The organism is Massilia terrae (assembly GCF_024753145.1).
Classification (GTDB): Bacteria; Pseudomonadota; Gammaproteobacteria; order Burkholderiales; family Burkholderiaceae_D; genus Telluria; species Telluria terrae.
In genome coordinates this window covers 153,841-166,940 of record NZ_JANUGU010000005.1, presented here as the reverse complement: position 1 = coordinate 166,940, position 13,100 = coordinate 153,841, and the positions used below count along the sequence as shown (strand labels likewise).

11 protein-coding genes are annotated in these 13,100 nt (G+C 63.5%); 5 read left to right on the top strand and 6 right to left on the bottom strand.

What is annotated here, in order from left to right; translation table 11 throughout:
* Positions 1-91: 91 nt before the first annotated feature.
* The 5 genes from NX778_RS15775 to NX778_RS15755 form a co-directional block, all read right to left on the bottom strand.
* Complete coding sequence (locus NX778_RS15775) at positions 92-1,033, bottom strand: LysR family transcriptional regulator (RefSeq protein WP_258812719.1); 942 nt, start codon at positions 1,031-1,033, stop codon at positions 92-94.
* Positions 1,034-1,070: 37 nt separating this feature from the next.
* On the bottom strand, positions 1,071-1,253 hold the full coding sequence (gene yacG / locus NX778_RS15770; RefSeq protein WP_258812718.1) for a DNA gyrase inhibitor YacG: 183 nt from the start codon (positions 1,251-1,253) through the stop codon (positions 1,071-1,073).
* A gap of 8 nt (positions 1,254-1,261) precedes the next feature.
* On the bottom strand, positions 1,262-2,017 hold the full coding sequence (zapD, locus tag NX778_RS15765) for a cell division protein ZapD (protein ID WP_258812717.1): 756 nt from the start codon (positions 2,015-2,017) through the stop codon (positions 1,262-1,264).
* 84 nt (positions 2,018-2,101) lie between these two features.
* On the bottom strand, positions 2,102-2,728 hold the full coding sequence (gene coaE, locus NX778_RS15760) for a dephospho-CoA kinase (RefSeq protein WP_258812716.1): 627 nt from the start codon (positions 2,726-2,728) through the stop codon (positions 2,102-2,104).
* Between the two features lies 1 nt (position 2,729).
* On the bottom strand, positions 2,730-3,599 hold the full coding sequence (locus tag NX778_RS15755; protein WP_307728077.1) for a prepilin peptidase: 870 nt from the start codon (positions 3,597-3,599) through the stop codon (positions 2,730-2,732).
* Positions 3,600-3,789: 190 nt separating this feature from the next.
* On the opposite strand from NX778_RS15755, the gene NX778_RS15750 reads away from it, so the two are divergent.
* From NX778_RS15750 to NX778_RS15730, 5 genes are all read left to right on the top strand, one after another.
* The gene (locus tag NX778_RS15750; protein WP_258812714.1) at positions 3,790-4,290 is read left to right on the top strand and encodes a flavin reductase family protein; all 501 of its coding nucleotides are present in this window, start codon (positions 3,790-3,792) and stop codon (positions 4,288-4,290) included.
* A gap of 12 nt (positions 4,291-4,302) precedes the next feature.
* The gene (locus tag NX778_RS15745) at positions 4,303-5,682 is read left to right on the top strand and encodes an MBL fold metallo-hydrolase (protein WP_258812713.1); all 1,380 of its coding nucleotides are present in this window, start codon (positions 4,303-4,305) and stop codon (positions 5,680-5,682) included.
* Positions 5,683-5,852: 170 nt separating this feature from the next.
* Entirely contained in the window at positions 5,853-7,718 is a 1,866-nt protein-coding gene (locus NX778_RS15740) for a beta-galactosidase (protein ID WP_258812712.1), read from the top strand.
* Positions 7,719-7,726: 8 nt separating this feature from the next.
* The gene (locus NX778_RS15735; RefSeq protein WP_258812711.1) at positions 7,727-9,154 is read left to right on the top strand and encodes a Gfo/Idh/MocA family protein; all 1,428 of its coding nucleotides are present in this window, start codon (positions 7,727-7,729) and stop codon (positions 9,152-9,154) included.
* Between the two features lie 50 nt (positions 9,155-9,204).
* Positions 9,205-9,390, top strand: a complete 186-nt coding sequence (locus NX778_RS15730; RefSeq protein ID WP_258812710.1) for a hypothetical protein — start codon at positions 9,205-9,207, stop codon at positions 9,388-9,390.
* Positions 9,391-10,102: 712 nt separating this feature from the next.
* Here the strand turns inward: NX778_RS15730 and NX778_RS15725 are convergent.
* Positions 10,103-13,006 (bottom strand): ATP-binding protein, encoded by a 2,904-nt coding sequence (locus NX778_RS15725; protein WP_258812709.1) that lies wholly within the window; start codon positions 13,004-13,006, stop codon positions 10,103-10,105.
* Positions 13,007-13,100: the final 94 nt, after the last annotated feature.

The window sequence follows — 13,100 nt, the reverse complement described above, 5'->3', positions numbered from 1 at the left end:
ACTCGCTGAACCGGCATTGGTGACGCCGCCGGTTCGCTAGCTCAGCATGGGTCCCAGCCTTCGCGGGGACGACGGTTTTGGGGCAGGTGGTTTATTCGTGCTCCACCACCGCCGGCACGCGCATGATGGTCTCGCGCAGCCACCGGTGCACCGGATGGCGCATATCGCGCTCGTGCCACAGCATGTCCACGTACACGATCGGCAGCTGGAACGGCAGCGCCCTGATCACCAGCTGGTCCTTGAATTCGCTCGCTTCGATCAGGTGGTGCGGCACCACGGCGATCAGGTCGCTGGCCGCGACCATGTGGAAGGCGGTCGAGAACTGGTTCACGGTGAGCGCGATCCGGCGCGACTTGCCGAGCGTGGCCAGCATGTCGTCCGCCGGTCCCGACGGGCTCCCCGAAAAACTCACCAGCACGTGCAGCGCATCGCTGTAGCGGTCGATGGTCAGGTCCTGCTGCGCCAGCGGATGGTCCTTGCGCATGATGCACATCGGCTCGCCGCTGTACAGGCGCTGGTGGTGCAGGGTCACGTCGCGCTGCTGGCCTTCGCGCAGCTGCGCCACGATGCCGGGGAAGGAGCCGACCGCGAGGTCGGCGTCGGCGTTGAGCAGCTGCGGGCGCGGATCGCGGCCCGGCAGCGGCACCATGCGGATGTCGATTTCCGGCGCCTCCTTGCGGATCCGCTCCATCAGCTGCGGCAGCAGCAGGTTGGCGGTCGAATCGGCCATCGCGATGCGGAAGCTGGCCTTGGTGGTCGAGATGTCGAAGTGCTGCGGGCTGAGCGTGCCTTCCAGCGCGGCCAGCGCGGCGCGCACCGTCGGCCAGATCTCTTCGGCGCGCGCGGTCGGCTTCATGCCGCGCGCGGTGCGTACCAGGATCTCGTCGTTGACGGCTTCGCGCAGGCGCTTGAGCGCATTCGACACCGCCGGCTGGGTGGTCGCCAGGCGCTCGGCCGCGCGCGTGATGTTTTGCTCAGTCATGACCGCATCGAAGGTGCGGAGCAAGTTCAGGTCGAACGTTTGGAAATTCATCGCTAGGGATCCTGCGAGCGCTGTTCTTGTTCGTGAATTATTCGTCCGCCAGCGGATCGTCCTGCGGATCGGTCGGCGCGGCCGCCGGGATCGTGTACTTTTCCTCGGCCCAGGCGCCGAGATCGATTTGCTTGCAGCGTTCGGAACAGAAGGGGCGGAATTTGTTCTTCTCCGTCCACTCGACCTTCTTGCCGCATGTCGGGCAGGATACGACGGCCATGGAAAACCTCAGAAATTGCAGAGCGTGAGCTCGAACGGGACGTCTTCTTCCAGCGGCTTCGGCTTGCAGTCGCCGTCGTGGCTGGTGAAACGGACCCACAGCATGTATTTATTGGCCGAAATTTCCGGGATCGCGCCCAGGCTCTCGTCCAGTGTCAGGCGCAGCATCTGGTAGATCTTCCCTTGCAGCATCTGCTGGTAGCTGCCCGCCACCGCGATCATCTTCAGCGGCCGGCCGGAATCGCGCAGCAGGCGCAGCACCAGGCCGAGGGCGTCGAACAGGGGCATCAGCGGGGTGAACCAGTTCATGATGTCGTGGTAGCGCTGTTCGGCCGGACGTTTCTGCCACGCGTAGTACGAGGGCAGGTCGAATTCGCAGGCGCCGCCGGGGATGATGGTGCGGCCGCGGATGCTCATCAGCCATTCGTTGTCGCGCACGTTCTGGCCGGTCTTGCCCTGGGCGCTGACCAGCCGGCTGCTGACGCTGTCGAGCTCGGCCAGCACGGCATCGAGGGCGTCGCTGGCGACGTTGGGGTTGCTGCGGTAGCTCAGCAGGCTTTGCTTCTGGCGTTCCAGTTCTTGCAGCAGGTCGGACTTGAGGTCGGCGCGGCCGGCCACTTCCAGCATGTCGAAAATCGTGGACAGGGCCACGTGGTGTTGCATGGCGTGCTCTTGGTGCACGAAAAACTTGAACTTCTCGTGAAGGTCCTCCAGCCGCAACAACGTGCGTATGCGCTCGTTGAAAGGGTATTCGTAGACGATCAAAATAACATTCCTTTGAATGTAGGCTGGCGAGCAACCCCGTGATTCTGTACCAAGCGGAGCAAAATTACAAACGAAGCCCTTACATTATGTCATTCTGGTCGCATTATCCAAGTAGAAAGTATGCATGCGAGCAATTTGAGGGGCCAGAAGGTCGATTCCATCGTCGTTCAGGATGACATCGTCGGCCGCCGCCAGGCGCTGCTCGCGGCTGGCCTGGGCCGCCATGATGGCGAGCACCTGGGCTTCCGGCAGGCTATTGCGCGACATGACACGCTGGATTTGCAGGGCTTCGGGACAGTCGACCACGAGTACCCGGTTGACCCGTCCGGCCCAGCTGCCCGATTCGATGAGTAGCGGGACTACGAAGATGACGTAGGGGCCGGTGGCGATCGCGGCCGCGGCGGCGGTGGCTTCGCGGATCTTCGGGTGCAGGATGGCTTCGAGACGGGCGCGGGCGCCGGGATCGGTAAATACCAGCTCACGCATCCGGGCGCGGTCGAGGGCGCCGTCGGAAATGGCGAACTGGGGACCGAATTCGGCCAGCAGGGCCGGCATGGCGGCGCCGTGCGGGGCCGTCAGCGCATGGGCGATCTGGTCGGTGTCGATGACGGAGGCGCCGAGCGCCGCAAACTGGTCGGCGACGGTGCTCTTGCCGCTGCCGATGCCGCCGGTCAGGCCGACCGTGAATAATTTGCGCTGCTCAGGCTCCATGTCAGACCAGCAGGTTTTGCGTATAGCGCAGGATCGGGCCGCCGTACAGCAGGGCGATCATGCCGGCCGCGGCGAGATAGGGGCCGAAGGGGATCGGCTTGTCGCGCCCGCGGCGCGCCACCACGATCAGGCCGATGCCCACGACCGCGCCGACCACGGAGGACAGCAGGATGATGGACGGCAGCATCTTCCAGCCCAGCCAGGCGCCGAGGGCGGCCAGCAGCTTGAAGTCACCATAGCCCATTCCTTCCTTGCCGGTCGCGAGCTTGAACAGCCAGTACACCGCCCACAGCGCCAGGTAGCCGGCGGCGGCGCCGATCACGGCTTCCTGCAGCGGCACGAACATGCCGTTGATGTTGAGCAGCAGGCCGGCCCACAGCAGCGGATAGGTCAGGTCGTCCGGCAGCATCTGGGTGTCGTAGTCGATGAAGGTCATCGCCACCAGCAGCCAGGCGAACAGCAGCGTGGCCAGGCCCATCCAGCCGCTGCCGAAGGTCCACACCAGCAGGCCCGACAGCAGGCCGGTGAACAGTTCGATGGCCGGGTAGCGCAGGGGGATCGGCGCCTTGCATGCGCTGCATTTGCCGCGCAGGAAGAGCCAGCTGATCAGCGGGATATTTTCCAGCGCCGTGATCTGGTGCCCGCAGTGCGGACAGCGCGAGCGCGGCACCATCAGGTTGAAGCGGTCGGTGTGCGGCAGCTCCTTGCCCAGCTCGTTGGCGACGTAGTTGTCGGACTCGCGCTGCATCATCACCGGGATCCGGTAGATCACCACGTTCAGGAAGCTGCCGATCAGCAGGCCCAGCACGATGGCGGCGATGGTCGGGGCGAGCATGGCGGGCGCAGCAAAGAGAAGCGTGTCAGGTTGCATGGGCGTGGGTAAAAAGATTCTCTGGATCAATCTATTGTAGGGCTTTTCCGCGTTTTGGCGAAGCGGCTTCCGATGCCGCTGCCGATCCTGATCGTGGCTCAGCCGGCGCAGCGCGCGCGTTTGTCCGAGATCAGCCGTCCCGCCTGTGCGCTGGCTAAGCTGCGTTCATGCCAACCGCATCGGGCCTTTCATGACTACCTTCGCCGCGGACACGCTTGCCCCCGGGTTCGACACTGGCCAGTTCCGGTCGGCGCTCGCGCAGTTCGCCACCGGCGTCACCATCGTCATGACCCGCACGCCGGACGGGGCGCTGCATGGGCTTACCGTCAACTCGTTCAACTCGGTCTCGCTCGAGCCGCCGCTGGTGCTGTGGGGGCTGGCCGGCAAGGCGCGCAGCCTGCCGGCATTCAGCTGCGCATCGCATTACATCGTCAACGTGCTGGCCGCGCACCAGCTCGAACTGGCCCTGCGTTTCGCGCGCGGCCCCGGCGACCGTTTCGCCGCGCTCGACTACGCTGAATCGCCCGCCGGGCTGCCCATCCTGCCCGGCGTGGCGGCGTGGTTCGAATGCCGCGCGCGCAGCCGCTATCCGGAGGGCGACCACGTCATCTTCGTCGGGCAGGTCGAGCACTGCCACTTCAATCCGAGCAAGCCGCTGGGCTTTCACGGCGGCAAATTCGTCGTCATCTGATCCGGGCCATCCATGCGACTCAACCAACTCAGCTTCGTCAACCACGCCAGCTTCATCGTCGAGAACGACAGCGCCTTGCTGCTGGTCGATCCCTGGCTGGAAGGTTCGGCCTTCAACAACGGCTGGAACCTGCTCGACCAGTCGACCAGCAGCGAGGCCCTGATCGGGCGCCTGAACAAGTCCGGGCTGCCGGTGTTCATCTGGTTCTCGCACGAGCACCCGGACCATTTCTCGGTTCCCTTCCTCCGCAAGTTCAAGGACCAGTTTCGCGGCATCGCCACCTTCCTGTTCCAGCACACGCTGGACAAGCGCGTGGCCGGCTTCCTGCGCAAGAATGGTCTCGATGTGCGCGAGTGCAGGGCGGGAGTGCCGGTGGTGCTGGGGCCCGAATTGCGCATCACCGTGCATCCCTTCAGCGATGGCGATTCCTGGTGCCTGATCCAGAGCGGCGAGCGCAGCATCCTCAACCTGAACGACTGCGTGATCGCGACGGAACAGCAGTGCCGCGAGGTCAAGGCCAAGGTGGCGGCGGCCGCGCCGCGCATCGACTACCTGTTCACGCAGTTCGGCTACGCCAGCTGGGTCGGCAATCCGGGGCAACTGGCGGAGCATCGCGCCGCCGCGCGCGAGAAGATCCAGCGCATCGCGCAACAGGTCGCATGCCTGCGTCCCAAGGTCACGGTGCCGTTCGCCTCCTTCGTCTATTTCAGCAGCGAGGAAAACGCCTACCTGAACGAGGCGCAGAACACGCCGCAGGACATCGCACTGGCGCCGGAACTGGGCAAATGGGCGCCATCCATCCGCTTCCTGCGTCCCGGCAGCCGGCTCGACCTGGAAACGGACAGTGCCGCCAGCCTGACCCGCGAGCACGAACACGCGCTGGTGCACTGGCAGGGCCTGCTCGGGCAGCGCGGCAAGCTGCTGCCGCCGGCGCAGCAGGTGCCGCTGTCCGAGATCCGGTCCGCCTTCATGAAGTATCGCGCCCAGGTCGGCCAGACTTTGCACGGCTTGCCGCGGCTGCTCGAATCGGCGCGCCGGATCGAGCCGCTGGTGCTGTACCTGTCCGACCTGCGGTTGACGGTGGAAGTGTCGTACCGCCACGGCTGGAAAGTGCTGCAGGCGGACGCGCCCTATGCGGTGTCGATCACATCGAGCGACGCGCTGTTCCTGTTCAAGAACGAATACGGCTACGACACGACGCAGGTGAACGGACGCTTTCGCGTGTCGCGGCAGTCGGCGCTGGGGGTGTTCAGGCGCTTCTTCCTGCCGCAACGCATGACGAAGAACGGCTACGACCGCAAGCGTCCGCTGGTGATGGCGCGCTACCTCGCACGCAGCGCGATCGCGCGCGCCGGACGTGGCTTGCAGGCGAAGCTGAGGCTCACGGGCTGAGGCCGCCAGCGAAAGAGAAAGGTCCGGACGTGTAGTTTCGTGCAAACGAAAGATACTGGCCGGGTTTCGCGCATTTTTATTGACCGTTCCTGCTTTTGTTCCTACATTAGGCGATCAATCGAAACTTCTTTGTTTCGATATATAGAAATCGCCGAATGAGGGGACAGGAAATGAAAGCAATAACTCGACGCGATGCGCTGGCCGCGTGCATCGCGGTCCTTGGCGCGGGCATCGGCTTGCCAGCCGCGTCTGCGGCGTCCGCCGGCGGACGCGGGCAGCGTTTCGCGTTTGCCGACCCGTCCGTGCCGGAAGGATTCCTCCTCGACGGCAAACCGTACCAGATCCGCTCCGGCGAACTGCATCCCGCGCGCATCCCGCGCAGCCACTGGCTGCAGCGCATCCGCATGGCCAAGGCGATGGGGATGAATACGATCGCCATCTACGTGATGTGGAACCACCACGAAGTCCGGCCCGGCGAATTCGACTTCTCAACCGGCAACCGGGACCTCGTCCACTTCATCAAGCTGTGCGCCAGGGAAGGCCTGCACGTGTACCTGCGGCCGGGGCCGTATGTGTGCGCCGAGTGGGATCTCGGCGGCCTGCCAGCCTGGCTGCTGCGCCACCCGGACGTCCGCCTGCGCGACGCCAACGATTCGATCTACATGGAAGCCGCGCGCCGCTACATCGAGCGCCTCGCGCAATTGGTCCGTCCCTTGATGTTCGATCGCGGCGGTCCGGTCATCATGGTCCAGGTCGAGAACGAGTATGCGTCCTTCGGCGCCGATGCCAACTACCTGCCGGCCATCAGGAAAATCTGGGAGGATGCAGGCATCGCCGGTCCGTTCTCGATCTCGGACGGCCTGCAGCAGATCCAGAAGGCGCAAACCTATCTGCCGGGCGCGGCCCTGGGGCTGGACGGCGACACCGATTTCGCCGCTGCCCGGAAAGTGACCGGCGGCGCGCCGGTCTGGGTGGGCGAGGGCTATCCCGGCTGGCTGACCCATTGGGGCGAAAAGTTCGCCACGGGCGACTACCGCGACACCCTGCGCATGCTGATGCGCGAGCGGGTCTCCTTCAACTTGTACGTGATCCACGGCGGCACCAATTTCGGATGGAGCGCGGGCGCCAACGCGAAGGGCGACGGCTCCAACTTCGAGCCGTCCATCACCAGCTACGACTACGGCGCCCCGATCAATGAGCGCGGCGCGCCGACCGCCCAGTACCATGACCTGCGCCGGATGATCCAGGACGCGCTGGGCAAACCATTGCCGGCGATTCCCGCACCGCCGCCGACGCTGTCGTTCGAGCCGGTCAAGACCACGCCCACCGGTTCGGTGTGGAACGCGCTGCCCGCCGCGATCGCGACAGAACGGCCCCAGCCGATGGAGCTGCTGTCGGGCCAGACCACCGGTGTGATCCTGTACCGCAGCTCGCTTGCGCCTGACCAGGCTGGCAAGCTGCGCATCGACGGCCTGCATGATGAGGCGCTGGTGCTTGTCGACGGCCAGCGGCTCGGTTCGCTGTCGCGTGTCGCCGCGGCGAAGATGCCGGATTCGCTCGCGCTTCCTCCCGCGGCGGCCGCGCGCCGCCTCGATATCCTCGTGTTCCCTTACGGGCGGGTGAATTACGGGAAGTACATGAGCGATCGGAAAGGAATCGTCGGGAAGGTAACGCTTGAGGGACGCGAGATCCTGAACTGGGACGCCTTCGGCCTGCCGCTCGATGCAGCCAACCTTGGCCAGATACGCGCCGCGAAGCCAGGGCAGGACGGCTTGCTGCACAGCGCGTCCTTCACGATCAGCAAGCCGGCCGATACCTTCCTCGACATGTCCGCGTGGGGGCTGGGCCTGGTGTGGGTGAACGGGCAATTGCTCGGGCGGCACAGCAGCCTGGGGCCGCAGACACGCCTGTATTGCCCGGGCGAGTGGCTGCGCGCGGGCGAAAACCACATTGTCGTGTTCGACATGTATGCAAAGCCGGGACTCACGATTGCAGGCGTGAGCGAATCCGATACCGAGAAATACTCAAAAACTTAAGGGAGACCATGTCAACTTCACCGTTTTCGAATCGATTCAACCGCCGCGACTTCCTGGTCGGCAGCGCCCGCGTGGCCGGCGCCGCACTGGTCACGGGCGCGGCCGGGCAGGCCTTCGGCGCCGTGCGCGAGCGCCTTCGCATCGGGATGATCGGCACCGGCATGCGCGGCCAGGTGCACCTGCGCGAACTGCTGCGCCGCGACGATGTCGATGTCGTGGCGCTGTGCGACGTCGAGCCCATCATGCTCGACAAGGCGCTGGAAAAGGTGGCCAAGGCCGGCAAGCCGGTCCCGCGCACTTACGGCGCCGACCGGGACCCGGACGGCTGGCGTGCGATGCTGGCAGCGGGCGGCCTGGATGGCGTGATCATCGCCACGCCGTGGGAATGGCATGCGCCGATGGCGATCGAAGCGATGCGCGCGGGCGTGGCGGTGGGGTGCGAAGTGGTTGCCGGAATCACGCTGCAGGACCATTGGGACGTCCTGAACACCCAGCTGTCCACCGGCACCCCGTACATGCTGCTGGAGAATGTCTGCTACCGGCGCGACGTGCTGGCCGTGCTGCGCATGGTCCGCGCCGGCGTGTTCGGCGAGCTGGCGCACCTGCAGGGCGGCTACCAGCATGATTTGCGCGGCGTGAAGCTGAATGGCGGCGACCCGGCCCACCCCTACGGCGGCGGCGTCGAGTTCGGCCCCAAGGGCTGGTCGGAAGCGCGCTGGCGCACCGAGCATTCGGTGCGGCGCGACGGCGACCTGTACCCGAGCCACGGCATCGGACCGTGCGCGATGGCCACCAATATCAATCGCGGCAACCGCTTCACGCGCATCAATTCCTTTTCCACCGCGGCACGCGGCCTGCACGACTACATCGTGAAACAGGCGCCCGACCATCCCAACGCCAAGGCAACGTTCAAGCTGGGCGACATCGTGACCACCACGCTGGCCTGCGCGAACGGCGAGACCATCCTGCTGCAGCACGACACCTCGCTGCCGCGCCCGTATTCGCTGGGCTTCCGGGTCCAGGGCACCAAGGGCTTGTGGATGGACGTGAACCATTCGATCTACGTCGAGGGCGTGAGCAAGCCGGAACAGTGGGATGACTTCAAGCAATGGCAGGACAAGTACGACCACCCGCTGTGGCGCCGTTTCGGCGAGGACGCGGCCGGGGCAGGGCACGGCGGCATGGACTTCTTCGTGATGCACGCTTTCCTGGAAGCCCTGAAGAATGGAGAACCGATGCCGATCGACATCTACGACGCCGTGACCTGGAGCGCCATCACGCCGCTGTCCGAGCAGTCGGTGGCCCAGGGCTTCCAGACGCTGGACTTCCCGGACTTCACCAACGGCGCCTGCGCACGCGCAAGCCGAGGTTCGCGTTCGACGACCGCTACTAGGAGGCTGCCCCTTTTCCTTCCCGTGCGACTTCCCAATTGTTAAATTAATGCCAAAGCAATCTGTGGCTGGGCTCGTTGTCGCATGGGAGGGAAATGAAGGAGTCACCGAACAAATTGGGACCGATGCTGCTGGCGCCCGCCCCCGGCGTGGTCCAGGCCGCACCGGCCGATCCGCCTGTCGAACCGGCGGCGCAGGTAGCGCGCGACTGGTGGCGCGAACCGGCGCCGGATACCGCGCCGGCAGTGGCCGGGGCAGAGGAAAGGCCCTACAAAAGTTAAGGCGCGGCGCGCTTGAGATCCTCGCCTTCCAGGTCCTGCTGAACCGCTTCGACCGGGCTTACGTCGGCAGCGATTACGCCGTCAGCATGGGCTCGACCTCGCGGCGCAGGTTTTCGTTCCCGGGGGCGACGGAAAGGCAGCAGCGGCTCGATACGGTCTGCCTCTACTACAGCTACCAGCTCACGCGCGGCAACGGCGCCGTGAACTGGTAGGAGAACGACGCTGTAGGAACTCACAATAGCCTGCAGTAGCTTCCTGCTCATACCAAGGCACTTCTCAGATATCTCGCAGTACTTTTTCTCATAAAACTTCGCAGTTTTTTATAGACAGCTTTGCGAGGAGTGCTATTTGACACTAAGGTTAGACGCACAGCTTTCCTGCGTACCAAGAGCGCAGAATCGGGCACAGGTGGTTGTGGTGTCGCTCACGACGCAACGTCCCGTGAGATCACGCAGCTGGATTTCCAGCGCCGGCAGTGCCCCGCATCTTCGGAAAGAAGTGCTTGGGCCATGGCATCAGTCTGTCTATGATAACGCCCGTCATCTAAATTCTCCGACGATGGCTGTGTACGTCTGCTACCGACCCGACAGCAGACTAGCACAGCAGTCCGCTTTCGACGCGAAGTAGAAGTTCGAGTGTTTGCCAACGGGTAGTCTGCTATCGAGAATACTGTGATCAGGTGGTTTGTGATCTGACTCGTTCGCACTTCATACTATCCAGCCAGTCCACAGCCGCACTTCTTGAACTTCTTACCTGAACCACAGGAACACGGATCATTGCGGCCGATTTTGACCCCCGAGGAAATCGGCTTGCTCTTTTGGATTCCCAGAGCCCCCTCTCCAGGGCGCCGCTGCGGTATCGGATTGGCCTTGATTTTCGCAACCAGCTGGCGTTGGTTCTCGAGGGTCATGCGGGCTTGGGGTGCCAAGCCCGCGGCGTAAGCCTGAAGCCTTGCCATCTCGCCTTCGGCCTCTGAGTACAAGCCACAGTAGGCCAGAACGACGGCGTACTGCGCGCGAACATCCAAGTGCCTATTCAGGAGCTGGTTGCCCACTACCACTGGGATGACGTGCTGCTCAAGAACTTCACGCGCGCCCACGAAATCATGTCGTGCGACGAACTCGTCGGCTAGGTCTTGCCCGACGCGTATAAGCGAGTCGATGGCGCCGGTGAGGGCGTAAAACTTCATCGCATGGAGTCGCGCGAAAGGCGCGGACAAGTGCAACTTGCCGGCCACTATGGCCTTGAGTTCGAGCGCATCCGCGAGTCGCTTGATGTCCCCCTGATCAAGTCCCGGCTTATTGATCAATGCCCAGAGCTCGCCCTGCTTCACGCCAAAGACTTGGTTAGGCCGAATGCCGAGGGCTGCGAACGTCTCGTCGACCACCTGTTCGACCACCCTCATCGCGCTTTTGTAGCGCCCAAGACCATAGAGCGCCGCCGCCGCGTTGTAGAGGAAGACGCGCCGATGCACAGGCTTGTCCAGCACTTGGCTGTCCAAATCGCGAATCGCGCGCTCAACGCCGGTCGCGTCACCTAGATGCGCGAGATGGAGCATGCGCTTCATCATAAAGGACTGAACTTCGTCCTCACCGAGCTCACCACTGTTGACCAATTGCTCCATCGCCTCCAACCTAGGCGCCACACGATCCATGTGTCCGAGCTTCATGTCAGAGAAGACAAGGCCATCCAGAGCCCAGTACTGCTGCTCCGGATCTGCCCCGTCTTTGGCGACCAGCTCCTCCAGCCCGTGCCAAATTTCTGTAGCCACGCCCATTTCGTGAAACATCTCTTCGCCGACGAGCGCTACTAGCGTCTTGACATCCCCAGTAGCCAGCAGCAGCCGGGTGTATTGCGAGAAGCGCGCCGTGGAACGGTCACGCTCAAAAGACTCAACCATCAGTTCCCTGAGGGCATTTCGAGCCCGCGACGCGATCTCCTTGGGCATGCTGGAAAGGTGCTGGCTTCCGATAATACGGATGGCGTCATGCAGCCGAATTTCCTTGTTACCATAAATCTCCACGACACCTGCAGGTCGCAATGTCCGGATCACACCGGCAACTGCTTTCCCATCCATTCCGAGGGCCTCCTCCAGCAGCTTTTTGACCTCGGCGGGGACCAGGCCAATATCGGACAGGCTCAGCACGGCGATCGTTTGTTGCGCAGCGAGGGGGAACGCGTCGAAGACCTTCGCCAGGATGACTTCTTGTGCGGTCTGAGTCACGTTGGTCAATGCGTCGACGGCGTCGCACATCTGGTCGATTCGACCGTCATAGTCTTCGCGGGCAATCGTGGCCGCGCTCCTAACGAACAGGGGCATGCCAGCCGTCAGTGCCTTCAAACGGCCCATCGTGGCTGCATCACCTCGACATTCCCACCCAACGGCCGCTGCTGCAACATCGTCAACACTCCACCCGTTCAGCGGTTCTCGCGTAAGACCTAGACGGGCTTCGATCTCGGGCAATGTCCCCAGCGGCTGCGCCAAGAGCACAAACTTCAAGGCTGACGTGACATCGACCATGCGCTTAAGGCTTTCAGCAGAAACACGATGCACGTTGTCCAGCACCACGATCGGCGACAGGCCCTCACTCTTGAGGTAGATGTCTAACTGGCGAAGCGACTCGATGCCAGTGGCGCCCGGCAGCAAGATCTTGCGCACCGCATCTGAGCCGGCGCCGGCCAACTTGGCGGCCAGCTCACGCACCAGCGATAGAGCGAGAGCCTCCCCTGGCGTCTCCGAACAGTCGAAGTACGCGCAGTTGTGGCTACTGAAGGTGGCCGCCTGAGAAGCCCAAGCGGTTTTCCCAGCGCCGGAGAAGCCCGAAACGATCCGAACCCGTGAATTCGAGTCGATCTGAGGCTCATTCTCCTGCGGGCGGTACTGCTCCGGTGGCGCAGGGAAATCCTGCAATTGAATCACGATCTGGTCGAACAGCGACGGCAAATCCGCGATCACGAAGGTGTGATCCGCATGGGGCGCCTCTCCGGCGGCCGCGGCCTGGACGCGTCCAGCCAGTTTCCACACGAGGGAGTCAGGCGCCAGCATAGCGAGGGGGACTGTCTCGGCTCGATTGACGCACCACGAGACTGCCTCTTCGATGCCCAACCAAGCAGGTGGAAGTTGATCAAGGGTGCCCGTACAGACGCGGCCTGGCCAAAGGATCTCGACGTCATCTGGTAGTTGCCCTGTCCGGACTTGATCAGCGAGCGTCGGTCCCAAAGCACGGTTGACCACCACCACGAACGTCGCTCGACCCGGCCGACGGCCCTGCGCGTGCTCTTGCCGCAACGCGTCAAAACGTTCCAGAGCCGATTTGATGTCTGCCGGCATGATTGCCTGGCCCCGCGTCTTAACCTGGATGTAGGTCCGCCCTGCCGGTGTGACTTGCTCGATATCCTCATCACGCTCGACCGTAACCGATATCGCGCCTGTCTGTCCGGAATTTAGAAGGCACGCGGCTGCATAAAGATGCTGATAGAGGAAACCGCGATGAACTGCTTCGATGCGGATCTCCTGAGCGGGGTCAAGCGTCGATGGAGAAATCATATATGCATGGAATTTGGTGTTTGGGACATATTGGGTGAAACTCACGAGCGGCATCTGACTGTGGTTCATAGACGTGTGCTGTCCGTCGGCTTCTGGCCCGATAGCGGTCGGTCGCAAGGTCAGTGTAGAGCTTGGGCTGTGTTTCTCGCAAGAAGCGGTCTCA